Source organism: Saccharothrix stipae (assembly GCF_054781895.1).
The window spans coordinates 1,114,652-1,137,029 of record NZ_BAAGTN010000017.1 but is presented as its reverse complement, the minus strand read 5'-3'; the positions used below and the strand labels follow the sequence as shown (position 1 = coordinate 1,137,029).

The window sequence follows — 22,378 nt, the reverse complement described above, 5'->3', positions numbered from 1 at the left end:
GGGCAGGTCGGGCGAGGTCGGCAGGGTCCGGCAGGTCGGGCTAGGAGACCTTGCCCGACGGGCCCTTGTAGTCGTTGGTGACGATCACGATGATGCCCGCGTGGGCGCTCTGGATGCCGTCGAACCGGGGTTCCACCCGGGCGTTGAGGATTCGGGCCAGGTCGCGGGCCGAGGTCTCCTCGTCGGTGCCGGGTCGGAAGTAGACCGTGGTGGTGGGGATGTTGCCGGAGGAGTAGTTGCCCTTCTCGGCGACCTGCCACCCGGCTCGTTCGACGTCGGCCTGGGCACGGGTGGCCAGGCCCTGGGTGGTGCTGTTGTTGTAGACGCGCACCGGCGGCTTGGGTGTGGTGCTCACGGGCGGCGGCGGTGGCTGGGCGGTGGTCCCGCCGGGGTTCGCGGACGTCGCGGGCGCGGTCGTGGTGGCGGCGGGCGCTGACGTGTCCGAGGGCGGTGTGGTCGTCTGCTCCGCGGGCGCGGACGTGGTCTGCGAGCCCGAGCCGTCCGGCGTGTCCGAGGTGGCCGAGGGCGGTGTCGACTGGGCGGCGGGCGGGTTGTCGTCCGGGCCGCCGGTGAACAGGCTGACCAGGCCGATGACCAGGGCGATGACGGCGACGCCGAGCAGCGCGTAGCCCGCGGCGCGGGCCGGGTGCGCGGGGCCCGCCGGCTGTTCCGGGTTCGTCATCGGCGTTCGACGCCCAGCCGCTTCGCCGCGCGGACGCGTTGCCTGCCGGAGCGGGACCGGCGCAGTCTCTTGATCAACATCGGATCGGCGGCCAACGCCTCTTCCTTCTCGATCAACGCGTTGAGCAGCTGGTAGTAGCGCGTCGCGGACATGTCGAACAGCTCCTTGACGGCCTGTTCCTTGGCACCCGCGTACTTCCACCACTGGCGTTCGAACGCCAGGATCTCGCGCTCCCGGTCGTTCAACCCGTCGGCCGGCCCCTCCGCCGGCGCCAGTGCCTCTGCGGCGTCCATCTGGCTCCTCAGCCGTGTCCCGTGCGTGGGTGCCATTACATCACGTGATCTTGGTGTGGGGCGGCTCATCGGTCGGCGCGTCCGATCCGACGCGCCGTTAGGCTGCACGCCATGGCAGTTCACCCGATCCGGATCGCCGGAGATCCCGTGCTCCACAACCCGACCCGCCCGGTCGAGGTGTTCGACGAGGCGCTGCGCACGCTGGTCGACGACATGTACGAGACGATGGCGGCGGCGCACGGTGTCGGCCTGGCGGCCAACCAGATCGGGGTCGACCTGCGGTTGTTCGTCTACGACTGCCCGGACGACGAGGGTGTGCGGCACCGGGGTCTGGTGGTGAACCCGACGTTGGAGACGTCCGAGGTGCCGCTGGGGATGCCGGACCCGGACGACGATTTCGAGGGCTGCCTGTCGGCGCCGGGCGAGTCGTACCCGACGGGTCGGGCGGCGTGGGCGAAGGTGACCGGGTTCGACGGTGACGGCAAGCCGGTGGAGGTCGAGGGCACGGGGTTCTTCGCGCGCTGCCTGCAGCACGAGACCGATCACCTGGACGGGTTCATCTACCTGGACCGGCTGGTGGGGCGGCACAAGCGGGCGGCGCGGAAGATGCTCAAGGCCAACGGTTGGGGTGTGCCCGGTCTGTCGTGGGACCCGGCGACCTCGGAGGACCCGTTCGCGGACGACGAGGACGACTGACGGGCGACTTGGTAGCCGACCGACGACCGACGACGTGAGGAAGGGCGCCGGCCGTGCCCCATGACCGACTCGTGCGCATCCACAGCGCCGAGTTCCGGGCGATGTCCGAGCGGGTCCTGCGGGCCACCGAGCTCACCTCCCGCCTCAACGTCCTGCCCTTCGAGGACGAGGCGGGCAAGGCGGAGCTGTGGGAGCGGATCCTCGGCCGGCCGCTGCCGCCGAAGGTCACGATCTACCCGCCCTTCTTCACCGACCACGGCCTGCGCCTGGACCTGGCGGAACGCGTGTTCGTGAACCAGAACTGCACGTTCCTGGACTACGCGGGCATCCGGCTCGGCGAGCGGGTGATGGTCGGGCCGAAGGTCACGTTCATCACCGTCGGTCATCCAGTCGACCCCCAGGAGCGGCGGGGGTGGTTGACCGGTGGGCCGATCGACGTGGCGGAGAACGTGTGGATCGGCGCCGGCGCCACGATCCTGCCCGGTGTCACGATCGGGCGTGACGCGGTGATCGCGGCGGGCGCGGTCGTGGCGGACGACGTGCCGCCGGCGAGCCTGGTGACCGGGGCCAAGGCCGCCGTCCGCCGCCGGTGGTGACGACGTCCCGGGCGACGTGGCGCGGTACCCGGTGCGGTACGCGGTTCGGGCCGGTGTCCTAGACCGGGTCCGCGGCCGGCTCGCCGGGACCGGGGTGCGCCGCCCGCTGGAGCGGTTCCGCGGTGGTGCGCTGGTCACGTTGGGGCTTGGGGTGGTGGTCGACGCGCGGTGAGCGCTCGGGTCGCCGCCAGGGCAACTCCGGGTAGGTCACCAGTTCGACGTGGGTGGTGCAGCGGGCCAGTTCGCCGTAGGCGCCGGCGAGCACGGCGGCTCGGACGCGCTGCACCTCGCCGACCGTCGGCAGCTCCCCCACCAGCAGGAACGGCAGCAGCAGCCGCCAGGCGCCGACGGTGGCGGCACGGTTGCGGTGCGGTGCCCGCAACGTCGCCCGGGCCACGCGCAACGCGTGCTCGCTCGCGGTGATCGACGAGGGGTGCCCGGCGTGGTCCCACGACCAGCGCAGGCCGTCGGCCATGGCGCACCGGACGCAGTCGGCGGGCCCGGTGGCGGGCTCCTCGCCGCACTGGGAGCACGCGAGGAGGGTCATCGCCCAGTCGGTGCAGGTCCAGGGGTGTCGTCCCACCTGGTCGGCGAGCACGAGCTCGGCCAGTTCGCGTTCGCCCGCGCCGCCCTCGGCGAGCTGTTCGGCGGCCAGCAGCTCCTGCCAGTCGAGCAGCCAGTACTGGTCCACGAGCTCGGCGCAGTACCGGCACGCGGGGTAGCCGCGGCCGGCGAGGTCGCCGCACGACGGGCACGGCGAGACGACGGCGGGGCGGGCCACGCGCCGGGCGCCGGGCGGGAACGGCTGGTGATCAGCCACGCGGAGAAAGGTACGCGCAAAAGGTGGCGCTTGGCATCCGCACCTTGGCATCGGCACCGGGCCGTGGCTATGGTCAGGTCGGTAGCTCGACACGTACCGACAACTCAACACACGCGGGAGCTCGCGCCACAGCGGGCTGAGAGGGTGGCTGGGACTTCGAGGTCCCGGTGCCGCCGACCGCCTGAACCTGACCGGGTAATGCCGGCGTAGGGAGGAATGCAGTGACGGCACTCGACGACCGTTCGGTCAAGCCCAGTGTCACCACCGGGCCCATCTCGGGTTCGCACAAGGTCTACCGCGAGGTGGACGAGGGTGTGCGGGTTCCGTTCCGCAGGGTGGAGCTGACCAACGGCGAACACGTCGACCTGTACGACACGTCCGGTCCGTACACCGACGACAACGCGACCATCGACGTCCACAGTGGACTTCCAGCGTTGCGCGCGGGCTGGGTGGCGGGGCGCGAGCCGGTCGACGGGGCGGTGACCCAGCTGGCGTACGCCAAGGCCGGGATCATCACGCCGGAGATGCGGTTCGTCGCGGCCCGCGAGAGCATGAGCCCGGAGTTCGTCCGCGACGAGGTGGCCATCGGCCGGGCGGTCATCCCGCTCAACCGCAACCACCCCGAGGCCGAGCCGATGATCATCGGCAAGAAGTTCCTGGTCAAGATCAACGCGAACATCGGCAACTCGGCCGTGTCCTCCTCGATCGAGGACGAGGTGGAGAAGATGGTGTGGGCGTCGCGGTGGGGCGCCGACACGATCATGGACCTGTCCACGGGCAAGCGGATCCACGAGACGCGTGAGTGGATCATGCGGAACTCGCCGGTGCCGATCGGCACGGTGCCGATCTACCAGGCGTTGGAGAAGGTGGACGGCGATCCGGCGAAGCTGTCGTGGGAGGTCTACCGCGACACCGTGGTCGAGCAGGCCGAGCAGGGCGTCGACTACATGACGGTGCACGCGGGCGTGCTGCTGCGGTACGTGCCGCTGACGGCGCGCCGGGTCACGGGCATCGTGTCGCGCGGCGGGTCGATCATGGCGGCGTGGTGCCTGGCGCACCACAAGGAGAGCTTCCTCTACACGCACTTCGAGGAGCTGTGCGAGATCCTGCGCACGTACGACGTCACGTTCTCGCTGGGTGACGGGCTGCGGCCGGGTTCGATCGCGGACGCCAACGACGAGGCCCAGTTCGCCGAGCTGCGCACGTTGGGCGAGCTGACCCACATCGCCCGCGCGCACGACGTGCAGGTGATGATCGAGGGCCCGGGGCACGTGCCGATGCACAAGATCGCGGAGAACGTGCGGTTGGAGGAGGAGTGGTGCGGCGAGGCGCCGTTCTACACCCTCGGGCCGCTGGCCACGGACATCGCGCCCGCGTACGACCACATCACGTCGGCGATCGGGGCGGCGCAGATCGGCTGGTTGGGCACCGCGATGCTCTGCTACGTCACGCCCAAGGAGCACCTGGGCCTGCCCAACCGGGACGACGTGAAGACCGGCGTGATCACGTACAAGATCGCGGCGCACTCGGCCGACCTGGCCAAGGGCCACCCGGGCGTGCAGGACTGGGACGACGCGTTGTCGAAGGCGCGGTTCGAGTTCCGGTGGGAGGACCAGTTCAACCTGTCGCTGGACCCGGACACGGCGCGGTCCTTCCACGACGAGACGTTGCCCGCGGCGCCGGCGAAGACGGCGCACTTCTGCTCGATGTGCGGGCCGAAGTTCTGCTCGATGAAGATCACCCAGGACGTGCGGCGGTACGCGGAGGAGCGCGGTCTGTCCACTGTGGAGGCGATCGAGGCGGGCATGTCGGAGAAGTCGCACGAGTTCACCGACCAGGGCAACAAGGTCTACCTGCCGGTGGTGGACTGACCGATGGCGTCCACGCCACCGAGGGTCCTCACCATCGCCGGGTCCGATTCCGGCGGTGGTGCGGGCCTGCAGGCCGACCTGCGCACGTTGTTCGCGTGCGGTGTGCACGGGATGACGGCGGTCACGGCGGTGACCGTGCAGAACTCGCTGGGCGTGACCGGGTACACCGAGGTGCCGCCGGACGTGGTGGCGGCGCAGATCGAGGCGGTGGCCGGCGACATCGGGGTGGACGCGGCCAAGACCGGGATGCTGGCGTCGGCGGCGATCATCGAGGCGGTCGCGTCGGCGCTGGACCGGGTGCACGTCGGACCGTTCGTGGTGGACCCGGTGGCGGCGTCGATGCACGGGCACCAGCTGCTGGCCGACGACGCGCTGGACGCGTTGCGGGCGTTGCTGTTCCCGCGGGCGACGCTGGTGACGCCGAACCTGGACGAGGTGCGGCTGCTCACCGGCATCGAGGTGCGCGGCCGAGCCGACCAGCGCAAGGCCGCCGAGGCGCTGCACGCGATGGGCCCGCGGTGGGTGCTGGTGAAGGGCGGGCACCTGTGGGACGACCCGGAGTGCCTGGACGTGCTGTTCGACGGTGCGGAGTTCATCGAGCTGCTCGGGCCGCGTTACGACGTCAAGCACACCCACGGCAGCGGTGACACGTTGGCGTCGGCGATCGCGTCGCAGCTGGCGCGGGGCGCGGACGTGCCGACGGCGGTGCGGTTCGGCAAGGACTTCATCGTCCGCTCGGTCGCGGCCGCGTACCCGTTGGGTGGCGGTGTCGGTCCGGTGTCGCCGTTGTGGCGGTTGGAGGGGTAGCGGCGGGGACGTCGGGTGCCGCGTTACCGGTTCTCAGGTTGCTTTAAGGCACCCGTGTGGAACTCATGCGTCTTGTAAGGCATGAGCGCAGACGCGAGCGCACGGCAGGACGCGTACGTCGCCGAGTTGGTGTTGAGCCAGCCCGAGGCGGTGGCGGTGTTGTTCGGCGGTTCGGTGCTGCTGGGCGCGGTCGGGTTGGTGGTCGCGCGGCGGCGCGGTTGGGCGGTGGCGCCCGCCGTGCTGGCCGGGTGCGGCTTGGCGCTGGCGCTGGCGGTGACCCTGGCCAGGCCCGGCGGGTCGCTGTCGATCGCCACGACCGATCCGATCGGCATGTGCGTGGGCAACGAGTTCTCGCTCACCGGGTCGCTGGAGCGGCTGAACCTGGTGATGCTGGCGCCGTTCGCGTTCTTCGCCACCCTGGCCACCCGCCGGCCGTTCGCGGTGTTCGCCGTGTCGGGGCTGTTCAGCGGGGCGGTGGAGTTCGTGCAGGCGGTGACGGCGATCGGGGTGTGCGAGGCGCAGGACTTCTACAACAACACCGTCGGCGCGCTCGGCGCCGTCGTGGTGGCCGCACTGCTGACCTCGCTCGTGCCACGCAGGCCGAGCACGCCGATCGCGGAGCAGACGCCGCCCGCGCGCCCGGTCCACGCCGGCCACGCCCCGCCACCGGAACCGTAGGACCGCCGTCACGCGACGGCAGCGCGTCGGCATTCACCGGACGGACGCCGCCGCCCGGACACCTCGTTCGACGTCGCCGTCAGCCGCCCAGCCCTCGGACGCCGCCACCTTGAACGCTTCGCAGGCGTCCCCCGCAGAGGGACCCCTGTTTTTATCCTGCCACGAGGGTCCGACGATTTCGGGGCCCGACGGTGCCGTCAGCCGGTCTCGCCGACCAGTTCCTCCAACGCGGGCAGGGCGTTGACCAGGGCGTCGCGGTGCTCCGGGGTCAGCTGCTCGATGCGCCGCTGCAACTCCCGCACCCGCGCCGAGCGCACGCCCGACACCATCGTCACGCCCTCCGGCGTGGGCGTCGCCAACCAGGCCCGGCCGTCCTGCGGGTCCGGCTCACGCCGCACGTACCGGGCCTCCACGAGGGCCGCCACGATCCGCGACAGCGTCGGCGGCGCGACGCCCTCCTTCGCCGCGAGGTCGCCCAGCCGCATCGGGCCGCACTGCGCCAACGTCGCCAACGCCGACACCGCGCCCGGACCGAGGCCGGGCGACCCGGTGCGGCGCAGCAGCCGGGACAGCCTGCCGATCGCGAGGTACAGCCGGGCGGTGGCGTCCTCGACCTGGTCGGCCATCACGGCACTCCTCCTCGGGGCAGGCGGACACAACGAAGCATCCATCATGCCGTGCCACGCAATCACCTCATTGCCGGACTCGACGCGTGCGCCCAGAATCGCTTCGGGATCCGACCGGCCAACCGCGCCAACCGACCGGCCTCCACGCCCGCGCGCATCGCCGCCGCCATCCGTTCGGGGTCCTGCGCCCTGGTCACCGCGGTCGCCAGCAGCACGGCCGAACAGCCCAACTCCATCGCCAACGCCGCGTCCGACGCCGTGCCGACGCCCGCGTCCAGCACTACGGGCACCGACGCGCGCGACACGATCAGCTCGATGTTGTGCGGGTTGCGGATGCCCAGCCCCGTCCCGATCGGCGACCCCAGCGGCATCACGGCGGCGCAGCCGACCTGCTCCAACCGCAACGCCAGCACCGGGTCGTCCGACGTGTACGGCAGCACCACGAACCCGTCGTCGACCAGCTTCTCCGCCGCGTCCAACAACTCCACCGGGTCGGGCAGCAGGGTCTGGTCGTCGGCGACGACCTCCAGCTTCACCCAGTTCGTCTCCAACGCCTCCCGCGCCAGCCGCGCGGTGAGCACGGCTTCGGCCGCGGTGCGGCAACCGGCGGTGTTGGGCAGGGCGGCGATGCCCAGCCGTGCCAACAGGTTCAGCACGCCGCCACCGGAGGCGTCCAACCGGCGCATCGCGACGGTCGTCAGCTCCGTGCCGGACGCCACCAGGGCGCGTTCGAGCACCGACAGGTTCGCCGCGCCACCGGTGCCCATCACCAGGCGCGAGCCGAACTCCCGGCCGGCGATCACCAACGGGTCGTCCACGTCACCCTCCCTGCACGGCGGTCAGCACCTCGACCGCGGACCCGTCGGGCACGACCGTCGTCCCCCACGCCGCCCGCGGCACGACTTCGCCGTCCAACGCGACCGCGACACCGCTGGGCGGCGCGTCGAGCAGCGCCAGCACGGTGGCGACGGTCGACCCGTCGGCCAGTTCCCGCTCCAGACCGTTGACCTTCGCCTTCACCGACTGCGTCCTCCTTCGCCGAGCAGGGCGAGCACCCGCCGCGCCGTGACGGGCGCGAGCAGCAGACCGTTGCGGTGGTGGCCGGTGGCGGCCAGCACGCCGGGTTCGAGCCACCGGATGACCGGCGCGTTGTCGGGGCTGCCCGCGCGGAACCCGGCGGCGGCCTCGACCAGCGCGTACTCGGCGATGCCCGGCCACACCACCTCGGCGTCGCGCAGCAGGTCCCGCACGCCGCCGACGGTCACGTCACCGTCGAAACCGGCCTCGTACTGGGTCGCGCCGAGCACGAACCCGCCCTCGCGCGGCACCAGGTAGACGGGCCGGCCGGACACCTGGGCGCGGATCGTGTGCCGGGGCGGCGGCAACGCGCCGGGGCGCGCCGACAGCCGCAGGATCTCCCCCTTCACGGGCCGGATCACGCCGCGCAGCAACGGGTGCAGGTCGCGGCTCCACGCGCCGGCCGCGATCACCGTCACGTCGGAGTCCGCACTCGGCTCGGCGGCGAACACCACACCGTCGGCCTCGCAAGCGTCCCGCAGCGTGCGCAGCAACACGCGGTTGTCCACGGCGACGTCACCCGGCACCGACAGTCCACTGCGGACCGGGCCGAGACCGGGTTCCAGGGCGCGCAGCTCACGTCCCGTCAAGCGGGTCGCCGACCGTCCCAGCCGGCCCAGGTAGGCGCACAACTGGTCCAGCACCTCGACATCGGCCCGGTCGACGGCCACCGCCAACGTCCCCACCGGGCTGAGCTCCACGCCGAGCGAGCGCGCGAACTCCGGCCACAGCCGCAACGACTCGACGCCCAGGGCGAGCACGTCCTCGTCACCCGGCCACGCCTCGGTGATCGGCGCGAGCATCCCGCCCGCGACCCGGGAACCGCCGTGCGGCGAACCGTGGTCGACCACTTCGACCGCGTACCCGGCGCGGGCGGCGTACCAGGCCGCGGACAGGCCGATGACGCCACCGCCGAGGACGGTCACTCGCACTGCCAAGGCACTCACGCTCCCTGCGCCGGCATGACCCGGATCAGGTTCGACGGTCGGAGCGAACCACGCTCCCTCTCAGCCCGGTGTTTTCCAGGCTCCCGTGCGGACCGACTCCACCGTAGCGCACGAAACGGGCCGGCGGTTACCGTGCGGCCCGTGCCAGGACTCGACGGAACGCGGATCAGGCGGCGGCTCGCCGACGCACGGCTCTACCTCTGCACACCGGCGCGCCCGGACCTCGCGGAGTTCGCGGACGCCGCGCTCGCCGGTGGCGTGGACGTGGTGCAGTTGCGGGACAAGGGCCTCGAAGCCAAGCAGGAGATCGCCGCGCTGGAGGTGCTCGCCGAGGCGTGCGCGCGGCACGGCGCGCTGCTCTCGGTCAACGACCGGGCGGACGTGGCGCTCGCCGTGGACGCCGACGTGCTGCACCTGGGCCAGGACGACCTGCCCGTGCCGCACGCCCGGCGGATCCTCGGCGACGACGTGGTGATCGGCCGGTCGACGCACGACGTCGACCAGGCGCGCGCGGCGGCGGTGGAGCCGGGTGTCGACTACTTCTGCACCGGGCCGTGCTGGCCGACGCCGACCAAGCCGGGCCGTCCCGCGCCGGGCCTGGACCTGGTGCGGGCCACGGCGGGCACGACCGACCGGCCGTGGTTCGCCATCGGCGGGATCGACGCCGACCGGCTGCCCGAGGTGCTGGCCGCGGGCGCGGACCGGGTCGTGGTCGTGCGCGCCATCACCGAGGCCGACGACCCCCGCGCCGCCGCAGCCTGGTTGAAACTTCAACTAAAGGGCGTACAGTCGTCGGGGTGATGCCTGTGCTGTACCTGGGCCACGGGGCGCCCCCGCTGGCCGACGACGAACGCTGGACCGGCGAGCTGAGGTCGTGGTCGGCGACCCTGCCGCGCCCGGAGTCGATCCTGGTCGTCTCCGCGCACTGGGAGAACGACCCGCTCACGCTGGGCGCGACCACCACCGTGCCGCTCACGTACGACTTCTGGGGCTTCCCCCGGCGGTACTACGAGGTCACCTACGACGCGCCCGGCGCGCCGGACCTGGCCCGCGAGGTCTCCGGGCTGGTGGACCGGCCGGTGGCGCGCGACGAGGGGCGCGGGCTGGACCACGGCGCGTACGTGCCGCTGAAGGAGATGTTCCCCGAGGCGGACGTGCCGGTGCTGCAGATGTCCATGCCCAGCCTCGACCCGCGCGAGCTGTTCGACGTGGGCCGCCGGCTCGCCCCGCTGCGCGAGCAGGGCGTGCTGATCGTCGGCAGCGGGTTCATGACGCACAACCTGAGCTGCGTGGACATGTCCGCCGGGCCCGACTACCGGCCACCGTCGTGGTCGGCGGAGTTCGACGACTGGGCGGGCCGGGCGCTGGCCGACGGCGACGTGGACGCGTTGCTGGACTTCCAGCTCAAGGCGCCCGCCGCCGGGGTCGCGCACCCGCGCACCGAGCACTTCGCGCCGCTGTTCGTGTCGCTGGGCGCGAGCGCCGCGCAGGAGGCGACGACCACCGTGGACGGCTTCTGGTACGGGCTGTCCAAGCGGTCCGTGCAGTTCGCCTGACCACTGCCCCGCACACGCCGAACGCCCCCCGAGCCGGAGCCCGGGGGGCGTTCTGCGAGCGGTGCGCGGTCCGAGGGGCAGACCGCGCCGTAGGTCCCGGTCAGCCGATCGCGAGCCGCAGGCCGTAGACGCTGAGGATCTCGTTGACCGGCTGGAAGAAGGTCGTACCGCCGGAGGAGCAGTTGCCCGAACCGCCGGAGGTCACGCCCTGGGCCTGGCCGTAGCCGGAGCCCGCCACCCACGAGCCGCCGGAGTCACCGGGCTCGGCGCACGCGTTGGTCCGCGTCATGCCGTAGACCGCGCCCTGCGCGTAGTTGACCGTCTGGTTCTTGGCCTGGACCGTGCCGCAGCGCCAGCCGGTGGTGGAGCCGGAACGGCAGATCGCCGCGCCGATGGCGGCCTCCGAGGAGCCCTTCACCACCACGTTGGTGCCGTTGTAGCGGTTGACCCACGGACGCGAGGTCCAGCTGGAGTTGGTGCGCACCCAGGCGTAGTCGTTGCCGGGGAACGACGAGCCCGCGAACGAGCCCGAGGTGACGCGGTTGTAGCCCTGGGTGGCGGTGCCGGCGCGGCCGCAGTGGCCCGCCGTCACGTAGCCACCCGCGGTGACCGAGAAGCCGACCGAGCAACGCCCGCCGCCCATGTAGAAGGCGTCGCCGCCGCGGGTGTCGTACAGGGTCGTCGGGCTCTGGTCGACCTCGACCACCCGGACCGCCGGGCTGACCGACCTGGCCGCGGCCAGGAACGACTCCGCCGCCGCGTCCCGCTGGAAGCGGTTGACCTCGACGACGACCGAGTTCGTCTGCTCGTCGACCCGCCAACCGGTGATCGACGACGGCGCCGACAGGCCGTCGATCGCCGACTTCGCGCCGGTCAGCTGCCGGTGCGAGAAGGCGACGTACTTGGCGTCGGCACCCGCGGCACGCGCCGCGCCCGCCCTCGCCGAGTCGGTCACCGCGACGACCAGCTTGCCGGTCGCGGCGTTGATCCACGACCCCGCGTAGGCGGTGCCGACCGCGGACCGCGCCGCGGACTCGACCTCACCCGCCCGGGTGTCACTCGCCAAACGGGCGGTGACCTGTTCGGCGTTCAGGCCCAGGTCGCGTTGCGCCGCTTGGAGCAACTCGGCGGGGTAGCTCTCCGTATCGGCCTGGCTTGCGCCATGGGGCGCTGCCGTGTCCGCGATGGCCGGTACGCTGAGAGCTGTAGCCGTGCCGGCGGCCAGCAGGACGGCCGAGGCAAGGCGGACCGCACTCGTGCGGTTCATTAGGCGTCTCCCTCATCTTCGGGTGCAGGGAACCCGAGAGCCTGGTTGCAGGGACCGCTCTCGGGGGCTCTAGGGGGACGGGTGGTGGGGCGGCGGCAGGGGTCGCCCCACCCCTTTACTTCTCGCCCGTGTCGTCGCCCGGGCGTTCCAGGTCGCGGTCGCACGGGGTGAGGCGCACGGCAGCGACAGCGCTCTCGCGTCTCGCATGGCCCTCCTCCCGGTCGCTACCGACCAGTACTCGCCCGTTCGAGCGACGTTATGACCCTGTTACCTATTACGGTTCGGGCCATCTGAGGGCGAAGTGTGTCACAGGACACGCCGATACGACTGCGCTGTGTAGCGTTTGACAGTTAACTCTCACTCAAGGTAGTGAGTCGATCACCGATTCGGGCGGATTTGCCAGATGTAAGTGATTCGGCAGAGCAAGCCACGGACGTGTGAATGCTGTTGGACCGGCCAGGTGACACAGGAGGAGTTCCGGTAACGGCCCGTGTAGGCACCACGCCGCCGCAGGGGTGAGGATCGACGCCATGGGACTCGTCACCACCTCCGACATCCAGGCCGCCGCCGACCGCATCAAGGGCGCGGCGGTCCGCACACCGCTGCTGCGGTTCGACGACGCGCTGTGGCTCAAGCCGGAGAGCCTGCAACCGGTCGGCGCGTTCAAGATCCGCGGCGCGTACAACGCCCTGGCGCGGCTGCCCGAGGACGTGCGGGCGCGCGGCGTCGTCGCCTACTCCAGCGGCAACCACGCGCAGGCCGTCGCGTACGCGGCGAAGCTGTTCGGCGTGCCGGCGGTCATCGTCGTGCCGGAGGACACCCCGCGGGTGAAGGTCGAGGCGACCCGCTCGCACGGCGCCGAGGTGGTCCAGGTGCCGATGGGTCGGCGCGAGTCGCGGGCCGCCGAACTCGTCGCCGAGCGGGGCGCCACCCTGATCCCGCCGTTCGACCACCCCGACGTCATCGCCGGTCAGGGCACCATCGGGCTGGAGGTGGTGGCCGACCTGCCGGACGTGGCCGCGGTGCTGGTGCCGGTCAGCGGCGGCGGGTTGATCTCCGGGGTGGCCGCCGCGGTGAAGGCGCTCAGCCCGTCCACCAGGGTGATCGGGGTCGAGCCGGAGCTCGCGGGTGACGCGGCCGAGTCGTTGCGGGCCGGCACGCTCATCCGGTGGCCCGCCGCCGACCGGGCCCGGACGATCGCCGACGGGCTGCGCGCCGAGCCGTCCGAGCTGACGTTCGAGCACATGCGCGCCTACGTGGACGACATCGTGACGGTGACGGAGGAGCAGATCGGCGCGGCGGTCGGCCTGCTGGCCCGCCGGGCGCGGCTCGTGGTCGAGCCCAGCGGCGCCGTCACCGTCGCCGCCCACCTCGCGCGCCCCGCGGAACGCACGGTCGCCGTGCTGTCCGGCGGGAACCTCGACCCCGAGGTGCTCGCCCGGTACCTCTGACGCGCTCAGTCGCGCACGCGCGCGGGAGGGCCGTCGACGCCGCAGCTGCGGCACTCGGGGACGTCCGGGGTCGCCTCGAGCACGCGGTTGTCCGTGCCGACGGCCAGCAACCCGCCGATGATCGACGCGACCGCGCACACCAGCAGGGCCGTCTGCCAGCCCTCGGTGAGCGCGGTCGGGTCGGCGTACTGGGCGCCGGTCAGGCCCGCCACGGCGGGCAGCACGGCCACCGCGACCAGGCTGCCGGTGCGGGCCACCGCGTTGTTCACGCCCGAGGCGACCCCCGCGTACCGGTCCGGCGCGGCGGCCAGCACGGTCGCCGTCACCGGCGCCACCACCGCCGCCAGGCCCACGCCGAACACCAGCAGGCCGGGCAGCACGCCGGTCCAGTAGCCCGCGCCCGGCTCGACCCACCGCAGCATCAGCATGCCGACCCCGATCAGGATCGGACCTCCGACGAGTTGGGCCCGCGGCCCGATCCGCTGGGCGATGTTCCCGGACCGCGCGGACAGCACCAGCATCAGGATCGTGATCGGCACGCTGGCCAGCCCCGCGGCCGTCGGCGAGTAGTGCAACGACACCTGCAGTTGCAGCACCATGAGCACCATCACCCCGCCCAGGGCCGCGTAGACCAGGAACGTCAGGGCGTTGGCCAGCACGAACGTCCGGTTCGCGAACAGCTGGGGCGGCACGAGCGGGTCGCGGCCGCGGCGTTGCATCACGACGAACGCCACCAGGCAGCCGACGCCGACCACCGCCGCCGTCACCACCAGCGCGTCGGCGCCCCGGACCGGCGCCTCGACCAGTGCGGCGGTGATGCCCGCCAACCCCAGTGCGCCGAGGACCGACTCGCCGATGTTGGGGTGGCCGGTGAGGGCGTCGTCGCGGGACTCCGGCACGTGGCGGCGGGCCAGCCACACGCAGACCGCCGCGACCGGCAGGTTGACCAGGAAGGCCAGCCGCCACGACCAGGCCTGCACCAGCAGGCCGCCGAGCAGCGGGCCGATCGCCGTGGCGACACCGGACAGGCCGGACCAGGCGCCGATCGCCCGGCCCCGGTCGGCGCGGACGAACACCGATTGCAGGATGGCCAGCGACCCGGGCGTGAGCAGCGCGCCGCCGACGCCTTGCAGCACGCGGGCGAGGACGAGCAGCTCGGTCGTCGGCGCCAACCCGCACAGCAACGAGGCGCCACCGAACCAGAGCACCCCGAAGGTGAACACCCGGCGGCGGCCGTAGCGATCCCCCAACGAGCCCGCCACCAGGATCAGCGACGCCAGCGCCAACAGGTAACCGTCGAGGATCCACTGCAACCCCGCGACGGACGCCTCCAACTCCGCGCCGATGCTGGGCAGTGCGACGTTGATGATGGTGCTGTCCAACATCGCCATGCCCGAGCCGAGGATGGTCGTCGCCAACACGGCCCTCGCACGCCCGGTGCCCCACACCACTGTCTCCGTCACCGGGCCATTCTGCGCCCGGAGTTGTCCACAGGCTTGCGCCGGCGTGCGCAAAACGTCGGTGCTTGCCGGCAGTATCAAGAACAGGGGTCCCCCTGGCCGGGGGACGCCTACAAAGTCTCCCCACCCTCGCCCGCCGCGTGCCCGCTCGCCGCTCGCACACACAACCGCCAGCCGCACGCCGCACGCGCACGCCGCACGCCGCACGCAACCGCCGCCCCACACACGACCGGGCCGGCCTCTACGCGCCGAGGTTCTACGCGCCGAGGTTCACCGCCGCCCTTCCTCAAAGGGAGGGCTTCGTGTCATCCCGCCGACCTGGCTTTGCCCTACCGCGCGTGTCAAGGGGGCACTGTCCAGTGCTTGCCCGGTGTGTGTCCGGTGCCGCCCCCTTGACGCGTGTGGTAGCCCGGAGGGAGGTCGGTGGGATGACGCGGAGTCCGGACCCACGACGAGACCGGACACAGGACCGCCCGACCCCGTCATCCTGCTGATCTGCCCGTCCGGCGAGGACATGCTTTTTAAGCTCTTGATCAAAGTTCACAAGCTGAAAGATCAAGAGACCAAAGCAAAAGAGTCCTCGCCGGACGGGCAGATCAGCAGGATGACCGGGTCCCGCGGTCCACCCCCGTTGCGTCGTGGGTCCGGACTTCGTGCCATCCCACCGACCTCCCTCCGGGCTACCACCCGCGTCAAGGGGGCGGCAAGGGACCCACACCGGGCAAGCCGGCACCCCGCCCCCTTGACACGCGCGGTAGGGCAAAGCCAGGTCGGCGGGATGACACGAAGCCCTCCCTTTAGGGAAGGGCAGCGGTGGACAAGAGCCGGGTGTCAGTCGGTGGGGCGGTTGAGGGTGGCCACGAACTTGTACCGGTCGCCCCGGTACACCGAGCGCACCCACTCCACCGGGTTGCCCTCCGTGTCGAACGAGTGCCTCGACAGCAGCAGCATCGGCAGGCCGATGTCCGCGCCCAGCAGCTCGGCCTCCTCGGGCGAGGCGAGCGCCGTCTCGATGGTCTCCTCGGCGTGTCCCATCTCGACGCCGAACCGCTCGCGCAGCACCTGGTACAGCGACGCGCCGGGCGCGAGGTAGCGGCGCAGGCCGCGGAACCGGCCCAGTGCCAGGTGCGTGGTCTCGATCGCCATCGGCTCGCCGTCGGCCAGGCGCAGCCGGTGCAGTCGGAGCACCTTGGCGCCCGCGCGCACGCCCAGCAGCCTGGCCAGCTCGGCCTCGGCCGGCATCTCCGACGCCTCGATCAGCCGTGACGACGGCTGCCGCCCCTGGGCCTTCATGTCCTCTGTGTACGAGGACAGCTGGAGCCGTTGCGCCACCTTGGGTTCCGCGGCGAACGTGCCCTTGCCCTGCACGCGCAGCAACCGACCCTCCACGGTCAGTTCGGCAAGCGCTTGCCTCACCGTGGTGCGCGACACGTCGAACTCCGCCGCCAGCGATCGCTCCGTCGGGATCGGCGATCCGGGCGGCAGCGCGCGCAGCAGGTCGAGCAGGTGCCGCTTGAGTCCCCAGTACTTCGGCTCGCGCTGCGCGCGAGTCCTGGCGTCCACGCCAGTCGCAGGGCTCGTCTCGAGCATGCCTTCCTCCTCGCCCCTTGCCAGCCGACATTGCCAGCGCTCCCAGACACAGGATGCCTTGTCCTCGTCCGATCGCGCGCCCGAACCCCCGACAACGGTCGAGAAATTGGTCGGATGACTTTGCAACGGTCCAGCAACGGCCTTGACATGCCCTGTGGCGAGGCACACTCTAGGCCGCATTGGTCTACACCACTTTGGCGTTCCGGTCGTTGGGATCGGGGCATGGGGAAAGGGCGCACAACGTGAAGGGCTGGAGAGGACTGGCCGTAGGTGCCGCCGCACTCGCGGTGGCCGTGGCCGGATGTGGCACGAGCTCCGACGGCGGCAGCGGCAACTCCGGAGAACCGAAGACGCTGACGGTGTGGTTGATGGACGGCTCGGCGCCGACCACCCTGACCGACGCGCTGAACAAGGAGTTCCAGGACGCGCACCCCGGCGTCACCGTCAAGTACGAGATCCAGAAGTGGAACGGCATCCAGGAGAAGCTGACCACCGCTCTGACCAGCAACAACCCGCCGGACGTCATCGAGCTGGGCAACACCCAGACGGCGAAGTTCGCCGCCGAGGAGACGCTGCTCGACCTCAGCGCCGACGTCTCCGGCCTCAACGGCGACCAGTGGCTCGGCGGTCTGGAGGACTCGCTGACCTGGGACGGCAAGCAGTACGGCCTGCCGTTCTACGCCGCCAACCGCACGGTCATCTACCGGACCGACCTGTTCGAGGCGGCGGGCATCACCGCCGCGCCGAAGTCGCGTGACGAGTGGGTCACCGCGATCGAGAAGCTGAAGGCCGCCAACGCCGCCGACCCCGACTTCCAGCCCCTCTACCTGCCGGGCCAGTCGTGGTACGTGCTGCTGTCGTTCATCTGGGACGAGGGCGGCGACGTGGCCAAGTCGCAGGGCTCCGCCTGGGCGGGCGCGCTGGACACCCCGCAGGCCAAGGCCGGCCTGGAGTTCTACAAGAAGCTGGTCGACACCTCCGGCACGAAGGCGCCCAAGGACGCCGACGAGGCCACCCCGCAGCAGATGGAGGTGTTCGGCACCGGCAAGGTCGGCATGATGATCGGTCTGCCGTGGGAGCTGGCGGGCGCGGTCAAGGCCAACCCGGACCTGAAGGCGAAGACCAGCGCGTTCCCGATCCCGTCGAAGACCTCGGGCAAGACGGCCCCGGTGTTCCTGGGCGGCTCCAACCTGGCCGTCCCGGCCGGCAGCAAGAACGCCGACCTGGCCAAGGAGTACCTGAAGCTGCTGAGCTCGAAGAAGTACCAGGACATGCTGGCCGAGGGTGGCGCGGTGCCGGGCACCTCGACCGACACCGCCAAGCTCGCCACCACCCCGATCGGCAAGGCGCTGGCCGAGTCCGCCCCGAACGGCAAGGTCACCCCGACCACGCCGGCGTGGGCCGCGGTCGAGGCGGGTCAGAACCCGCTGAAGGACATGCTGACGGCGTACCTGACCGGCGCGAAGCCGCTGGACCAGGCCACGTCCGACGCGAACACCGCCTTGTCGAAGACCCTGGGCGGATGACGATCGGATGACGGCCGTGCACACGACCGACGCCGCGGTGCCGACGAACTCCTCGTCGGCACCGCGGCGTGCCGCACCGGACGGCGCGCCGCGCCGTCGGGGCGGCGCCTTGGACCGGGCGCTGCCCTACCTGCTGCTGGCCCCCGCCGTGGTGGCCATCCTCTGGCTGATCGGTTGGCCCGTCCTCTCCGTCCTGGTGACCAGCTTCCGCAAGCTGAACCTGCGCGAGCTGACCCGCGGCGAGGTCGTGTGGACCGGTCTGGACAACTACACCGAGATCCTGGGCGACCCGGCGTTCTGGGGCATCGCGGTGCGCACCGTGGTGTTCACCGCGCTCGTGGTCGTCGTGTCGGTCCTCGCGGGCCTGCTGATCGCGCTGCTGATGCGCCAGATCAGCCCGGTCGTGCGGATCGTGCTCCAGGTGGCGATGCTGCTGGCGTGGGCGATGCCGCTGCTCGCCGCCACCACCGTCTACCAGTGGATCTTCGACCAGCAGTACGGCATCCTGAACAAGACCCTGGTCAAGATCGGGTTCGACTCGTTCGCCGGGTTCTCGTGGTTCTCCACCGGCACGTCGACGCTGGCCGTGATCGGGCTGCTGATCACGTGGCAGGCGGTGCCGTTCCTGGCGTTCTCGCTGTATGCGGGCGCCATCGGGATCCCGAAGGACCAGTACGAGGCGGCGGGCATCGACGGCGCGACGGCGTGGCAGACGTTCCGCGCGGTGACGTGGCCGGAGCTGCGGGCGTTGCTGCTGATGGTGACGTTCCTGTCGCTGCTGTGGGACTTCAAGGTGTTCGCCCAGATCTGGGCCATGCGCAAGGGCGGCCCGGACGGCGGCAGCACCACGTTGGCCGTGTACCAGTACCTGGAGGGCATCTCCAAGAGCCACTTCGGCGTGGCCGCGGCGGTGTCCGTGGTGATGGTCGCGCTGCTGGGGCTGCTGACGTTCCAGTACCTGCGCAGGCTGGTCCGTTCCCAGGAGGGCGAGCTGTGACCGTGAAAAGGGTGTCCTCGGCCAAGAAGATCACGGGGAACGTCGTCGCGCTGGTCGTCGCGCTGTTCTTCGCGTTCCCGACCTACTGGATGGTCTCGACGGCGTTGAAGCCGCGCAAGGACCTGCTGTCCAACGACTACGACCTGATCCCGTTCTCCGTGACGGGCTCGAACTTCGCCACCGCGTGGGCCAAGCCGGGGTTCCTCGGCGCGCTGGGCAACAGCCTGCTGGTGTCGCTGAGCGCGGTGGTCGCGGCGGTCGTGGTGGGTCTGCTGGCGGCGCTGGCGCTGTCCCGGATGCGGTTCCGGGGGCGCAAGGGCTTCGCGATGATGCTGCTGGTGGCGCAGATGGCGCCGTTCGAGGCGTTGCTGATCCCGATGTTCCTGATGATGCGCGACCTGGACCTGCTGGACCGGCTGCCCGCGTTGGCGCTGATCTACTTCGCGGTGACGCTGCCGTTCTGCGCGTGGACGCTGCGCGGGTTCGTCAACGGGATCCCGATCGAGCTCGAAGAGGCGGCGATGGTGGACGGCTGCGGCCGTTGGAGCGCGTTCCGGCGGGTCACGCTGCCGCTGCTCGGTCCGGGTCTGGTGGCCACGTCGGTGTTCGCGTTCGTGACCGCGTGGAACGAGTTCCTGTTCGCGTTGTCGCTGGTCAAGGACCAGGCCAAGGAGACCCTGCCGGTGTGGCTGTCGGGGTTCCAGACCGCGTTCGGCACCGACTGGGGTGGCGCGATGGCCGCTTCGGCGCTGTTCACCCTGCCGGTGCTGGTGTTCTTCCTGATCGTGCAGCGCAAGATGGTCACCGGTGTCACCGCCGGTGCGGTGAAGGGGTAGGACCGCATGTCGTTGCACCGGCTCGCGTCGGGTGTGCTGCTGCCGGGGTTCCACGGGACCACCGCCCCGGACTGGTTGCTGAAGCGGGTGGCCGACGGGCTCGGCGGTGTCGTGCTGTTCGGCCGCAACGTCGTCGACGATGCCCAGGTCACCGCCCTGAACGCGCAGCTGCGCGGTGCGCGGGCGGACGTGGTGATCGGCATCGACGAGGAGGGCGGCGACGTCACCCGGCTCGACGCCGGTCGCGGGTCGGAGGTGCCGGGCAACCACGCGTTGGGCGCGGCGGACGACGTGGGGCTGACCCGGGCGGTGGCGGCGTCGATCGGGGCGCGGCTGGCGGCGTGCGGGGTGAGCCTGAACCTCGCGCCGTCGGCGGACCTCGTGCTGACGTTGGACGACCCGGTGATCGGGGTGCGGTCGTTCGGGTCGGACCCGGTGGCGGCGGGCTCGCACGTGGCCGCGTTCGTGGAGGGGATGCAGGCGGTCGGGGTGGCCGCGTGCGCCAAGCACTTCCCCGGCCACGGCGCGTCCACTGTGGACTCGCACGCGGCGTTGCCGGTGCTGCCGCGATCGGTGGCGGAGCTGGCGGCGGTCGAGTTCGTGCCGTTCCGCGCGGCCGTGCGGGCGGGCGTGCGGTCGATCATGACCGGGCACCTGGTGGTGCCGGAGTGGGGCTCCGCGCCCGCCACGCTGAACCCGCTGGCGGTGCGCGTGCTGCGGGAGGAGCTGGGGTTCACCGGGGCGGTCATCACCGACGGGCTGGACATGAAGGCGGTGGGCGGCGACCTCGCGGAGGGGTCCGTGCGGTCGCTGGCGGCCGGGGTGGACGCGTTGTGCCTGGGCGGCGAGCCGTTGGACGACGACGGGCTGCGGTGGCTGGTCGACCGCATCGTGGCGGCCGTGGAGTCGGGTGCGTTGCCGCTGGAGCGGTTGGAGGAGGCGGCACGGCGGACGGCCGCGCTGGGCGCTCCGGCGGCTTCGGTGCAGGCGCACGACTCGTCGTTGGGGCTGGTCGCGGCACGGCGGGCGCTGGAGGTGCGCGGCACGTTGCGGCTGTCCGGGCCGCCGGTGGTCGTGGACCTCGCGGTGGAGCCGTCGATCGCGGTCGGGGACGTGCCGTGGGGGCTCGGGCCGTACTTGGCGGAGCTCGTGCCGGGTACCACCGTGGTGGCGTCGACGTCCGCCCGGGAGCTCGGGGCGCGGGAGGTCGCCGCGCTGGCCGCCGGGCGTCCGGTCGTGGTGGTGACGCGTGAGGCACACCGCCACGCCTGGGCTCGCGAGTTGGTGTCGTCGCTGGGTACTATTGGTCTAGACCTTGTGCACGTCGAGACCGGCGTGCCGGGGCCTGACCTGGGCGCCGGCGCCCGCGTGGACACCCACGGCGGTGCCCGGGTGTGCCTGCGGGCCGCGGCCGAGCGCATCGCCGCCGCACTCCAGACCCGAACCTGAACCGACAGGGGAACTCCCGATGACCGACCACCAGCCCGGCAGGCACATGGCGGCCGAGATCGACCAGCAGCCCGGGATCTTCGCGGACCTCGTCGCCCGGCGGGACGCCATCGCGTCGGTCGCCTCGGTGATCGCCGAGCGCCGGCCGCGGTTCGTGCTGCTGGCCGCGCGCGGGTCCAGCGACCACGCGGCGCTGTACGCGAAGTACCTGACCGAGGTGTTGCTGGAACTGCCCGCCGGGCTGGTGTCGCCGTCCACGACCACGCTGTACGGGGCCCAGCCGGACCTGCGGGACGTGCTGCTGGTCGCGGTGTCGCAGTCGGGTGGGTCGCCGGACCTGCTGGAGGTGACCGAGTCGGCGCGGGCGCGCGGGGCGTTGACGGTCGCGGTGACGAACACCGCCTCGTCGCCGCTGAACGGGGCGGCGGAGCTGTCGGTGGACGTCGGCGCGGGCGTGGAGCAGGCCGTGGCGGCGACGAAGACCTACTCGGCGACGTTGCTGGCGCTGTACCTGCTGGTGGACGCGATCCGGGGTGGTGACGGCGCGGCCGTCTCGGGCCTGGGCGACCTGGCCCGGTCGACGCTGGACTCGTCGGCGGACCCGGTGGCCGAGGCCGTGCAGCGGTACCGGTTCGTGGACCGGGTGCTGACGACGGGACGCGGTTACTCGCTGCCCACGGCGTTGGAGTCGGCGTTGAAGCTGGCCGAGACGTCGTACCTGGCGGCGCGGGCCTACAGCGGGGCCGACCTGCTGCACGGGCCGGTGGCGGCGGTGGACGCCGAGACGGCGGTGTTGGCGGTGACCAGCTCCGGCAAGGGCGGTGACGCGCTGCACGACGTGCTGGACGCCGTGCACGGGCGTGGCGCGGACGTGCTGGCCGTCGGCTCCGCCTCCGACAAGGTCTCCGCCGCCCTGCGGATCCCGGTCGCCGAGACGGCCGAGGAGGTCGCCCCGATCCTGGAGATCCTCCCGATCCAACGCCTGGCCCACGGCCTGGCCCTGGCCCGCGGCGGCGACCCGGACAACCCCCGCGGCCTGAACAAGGTCACCCGCACCCGCTAACCCCCAGCTCCACCGAGAGTCCAACGTCCAGAACGCGCGAGTCGTACCTTCACGTCGCGCGTGTCCTACGTTCGCGTCGCGCGTGTCCTA

The 22,378-nt window shown here is 71.8% G+C and carries 23 protein-coding genes and 2 riboswitches; of the genes, 13 read left to right on the top strand and 10 right to left on the bottom strand.

Annotated elements, in window-relative coordinates; translation table 11 throughout:
• Positions 1 to 40: 40 nt before the first annotated feature.
• Positions 41 to 682, bottom strand: a complete 642-nt coding sequence (locus tag ACYVLT_RS33520; RefSeq protein WP_461124132.1) for a LytR C-terminal domain-containing protein — start codon at positions 680 to 682, stop codon at positions 41 to 43.
• Complete coding sequence (locus ACYVLT_RS33515; protein ID WP_461124131.1) at positions 679 to 975, bottom strand: DUF3263 domain-containing protein; 297 nt, start codon at positions 973 to 975, stop codon at positions 679 to 681. The genes ACYVLT_RS33520 and ACYVLT_RS33515 overlap by 4 nt, the downstream gene beginning before the upstream one ends.
• Positions 976 to 1,086: 111 nt before the next feature.
• Here ACYVLT_RS33515 and ACYVLT_RS33510 point away from each other — a divergent pair, with 111 nt between their 5' ends.
• Positions 1,087 to 1,671: a peptide deformylase gene (locus tag ACYVLT_RS33510; RefSeq protein WP_461124130.1), complete on the top strand. Its 585-nt coding sequence runs from the start codon at positions 1,087 to 1,089 to the stop codon at positions 1,669 to 1,671.
• 71 nt (positions 1,672 to 1,742) lie between these two features.
• Positions 1,743 to 2,267, top strand: a complete 525-nt coding sequence (locus ACYVLT_RS33505) for a DapH/DapD/GlmU-related protein (RefSeq protein WP_461124129.1) — start codon at positions 1,743 to 1,745, stop codon at positions 2,265 to 2,267.
• Between the two features lie 58 nt (positions 2,268 to 2,325).
• Here the strand turns inward: ACYVLT_RS33505 and ACYVLT_RS33500 are convergent, their stop codons facing one another.
• Positions 2,326 to 3,087, bottom strand: a complete 762-nt coding sequence (locus ACYVLT_RS33500; protein WP_461124128.1) for a hypothetical protein — start codon at positions 3,085 to 3,087, stop codon at positions 2,326 to 2,328.
• A gap of 103 nt (positions 3,088 to 3,190) precedes the next feature.
• Positions 3,191 to 3,318, top strand: a riboswitch (TPP riboswitch).
• Between ACYVLT_RS33500 and thiC the strand changes: the two genes are divergently transcribed.
• The 3 genes from thiC to ACYVLT_RS33485 all read left to right on the top strand — a co-directional run bounded on the left by thiC (position 3,309) and on the right by ACYVLT_RS33485 (position 6,443).
• On the top strand, positions 3,309 to 4,958 hold the full coding sequence (thiC, locus tag ACYVLT_RS33495) for a phosphomethylpyrimidine synthase ThiC (RefSeq protein WP_461124127.1): 1,650 nt from the start codon (positions 3,309 to 3,311) through the stop codon (positions 4,956 to 4,958). (Overlaps the previous riboswitch by 10 nt.)
• A 3-nt stretch (positions 4,959 to 4,961) precedes the next feature.
• Positions 4,962 to 5,765, top strand: a complete 804-nt coding sequence (thiD, locus tag ACYVLT_RS33490) for a bifunctional hydroxymethylpyrimidine kinase/phosphomethylpyrimidine kinase (protein WP_461124126.1) — start codon at positions 4,962 to 4,964, stop codon at positions 5,763 to 5,765.
• A gap of 81 nt (positions 5,766 to 5,846) precedes the next feature.
• Entirely contained in the window at positions 5,847 to 6,443 is a 597-nt protein-coding gene (locus ACYVLT_RS33485) for a VanZ family protein (RefSeq protein ID WP_461124125.1), read from the top strand.
• A 197-nt stretch (positions 6,444 to 6,640) separates the two neighbouring features.
• Here the strand turns inward: ACYVLT_RS33485 and ACYVLT_RS33480 are convergent, their stop codons facing one another.
• From ACYVLT_RS33480 to thiO, 4 genes are all read right to left on the bottom strand, one after another.
• Entirely contained in the window at positions 6,641 to 7,069 is a 429-nt protein-coding gene (locus ACYVLT_RS33480) for a MarR family winged helix-turn-helix transcriptional regulator (RefSeq protein ID WP_461124124.1), read from the bottom strand.
• A gap of 62 nt (positions 7,070 to 7,131) precedes the next feature.
• Entirely contained in the window at positions 7,132 to 7,887 is a 756-nt protein-coding gene (gene thiG / locus ACYVLT_RS33475; protein ID WP_461124123.1) for a thiazole synthase, read from the bottom strand.
• 1 nt (position 7,888) lies between these two features.
• Complete coding sequence (gene thiS, locus ACYVLT_RS33470) at positions 7,889 to 8,089, bottom strand: sulfur carrier protein ThiS (RefSeq protein WP_461124122.1); 201 nt, start codon at positions 8,087 to 8,089, stop codon at positions 7,889 to 7,891.
• Positions 8,086 to 9,093 carry a glycine oxidase ThiO gene (gene thiO, locus ACYVLT_RS33465; protein ID WP_461124121.1) on the bottom strand — a complete coding sequence of 336 codons (1,008 nt, stop codon included), beginning with the start codon at positions 9,091 to 9,093 and terminating at the stop codon, positions 8,086 to 8,088. Before thiO ends, thiS begins: the two co-directional genes overlap by 4 nt.
• A riboswitch (TPP riboswitch) is annotated at positions 9,079 to 9,190 on the bottom strand. Its footprint overlaps the gene before it by 15 nt.
• Positions 9,191 to 9,234: 44 nt before the next feature.
• Between thiO and thiE the strand changes: the two genes are divergently transcribed.
• On the top strand, positions 9,235 to 9,894 hold the full coding sequence (gene thiE, locus ACYVLT_RS33460) for a thiamine phosphate synthase (protein WP_461124120.1): 660 nt from the start codon (positions 9,235 to 9,237) through the stop codon (positions 9,892 to 9,894).
• On the top strand, positions 9,894 to 10,649 hold the full coding sequence (locus tag ACYVLT_RS33455; RefSeq protein WP_461124177.1) for a dioxygenase family protein: 756 nt from the start codon (positions 9,894 to 9,896) through the stop codon (positions 10,647 to 10,649). The genes thiE and ACYVLT_RS33455 overlap by 1 nt, the downstream gene beginning before the upstream one ends.
• A 100-nt stretch (positions 10,650 to 10,749) precedes the next feature.
• Here ACYVLT_RS33455 and ACYVLT_RS33450 read toward each other — a convergent pair whose 3' ends face one another.
• Positions 10,750 to 11,916, bottom strand: a complete 1,167-nt coding sequence (locus ACYVLT_RS33450; RefSeq protein ID WP_461124119.1) for a S1 family peptidase — start codon at positions 11,914 to 11,916, stop codon at positions 10,750 to 10,752.
• A 530-nt stretch (positions 11,917 to 12,446) separates the two neighbouring features.
• On the opposite strand from ACYVLT_RS33450, the gene ACYVLT_RS33445 reads away from it, so the two are divergent.
• The gene (locus tag ACYVLT_RS33445; protein ID WP_461124118.1) at positions 12,447 to 13,367 is read left to right on the top strand and encodes a threonine ammonia-lyase; all 921 of its coding nucleotides are present in this window, start codon (positions 12,447 to 12,449) and stop codon (positions 13,365 to 13,367) included.
• 5 nt (positions 13,368 to 13,372) lie between these two features.
• Here ACYVLT_RS33445 and ACYVLT_RS33440 read toward each other — a convergent pair whose 3' ends face one another.
• Positions 13,373 to 14,830, bottom strand: coding sequence for an MFS transporter (locus ACYVLT_RS33440; RefSeq protein ID WP_461124117.1), 1,458 nt, complete (start codon positions 14,828 to 14,830; stop codon positions 13,373 to 13,375).
• Between the two features lie 828 nt (positions 14,831 to 15,658).
• Positions 15,659 to 16,417: a GntR family transcriptional regulator gene (locus ACYVLT_RS33435; protein ID WP_360453946.1), complete on the bottom strand. Its 759-nt coding sequence runs from the start codon at positions 16,415 to 16,417 to the stop codon at positions 15,659 to 15,661.
• 242 nt (positions 16,418 to 16,659) lie between these two features.
• Here ACYVLT_RS33435 and ACYVLT_RS33430 point away from each other — a divergent pair, with 242 nt between their 5' ends.
• From ACYVLT_RS33430 to ACYVLT_RS33410, 5 genes are read left to right on the top strand one after another with little or no spacing between them, the layout of a single operon-like run.
• Positions 16,660 to 17,943 (top strand): sugar ABC transporter substrate-binding protein, encoded by a 1,284-nt coding sequence (locus ACYVLT_RS33430; RefSeq protein ID WP_461124116.1) that lies wholly within the window; start codon positions 16,660 to 16,662, stop codon positions 17,941 to 17,943.
• Positions 17,944 to 17,950: 7 nt separating this feature from the next.
• Complete coding sequence (locus ACYVLT_RS33425) at positions 17,951 to 18,940, top strand: carbohydrate ABC transporter permease (protein WP_461124115.1); 990 nt, start codon at positions 17,951 to 17,953, stop codon at positions 18,938 to 18,940.
• The gene (locus ACYVLT_RS33420) at positions 18,937 to 19,776 is read left to right on the top strand and encodes a carbohydrate ABC transporter permease (RefSeq protein ID WP_461124114.1); all 840 of its coding nucleotides are present in this window, start codon (positions 18,937 to 18,939) and stop codon (positions 19,774 to 19,776) included. Before ACYVLT_RS33425 ends, ACYVLT_RS33420 begins: the two co-directional genes overlap by 4 nt.
• A gap of 6 nt (positions 19,777 to 19,782) precedes the next feature.
• Positions 19,783 to 21,225 carry a glycoside hydrolase family 3 protein gene (locus ACYVLT_RS33415; protein WP_461124113.1) on the top strand — a complete coding sequence of 481 codons (1,443 nt, stop codon included), beginning with the start codon at positions 19,783 to 19,785 and terminating at the stop codon, positions 21,223 to 21,225.
• A gap of 19 nt (positions 21,226 to 21,244) precedes the next feature.
• Positions 21,245 to 22,288 carry an SIS domain-containing protein gene (locus ACYVLT_RS33410; protein ID WP_461124112.1) on the top strand — a complete coding sequence of 348 codons (1,044 nt, stop codon included), beginning with the start codon at positions 21,245 to 21,247 and terminating at the stop codon, positions 22,286 to 22,288.
• Positions 22,289 to 22,378: the final 90 nt, after the last annotated feature.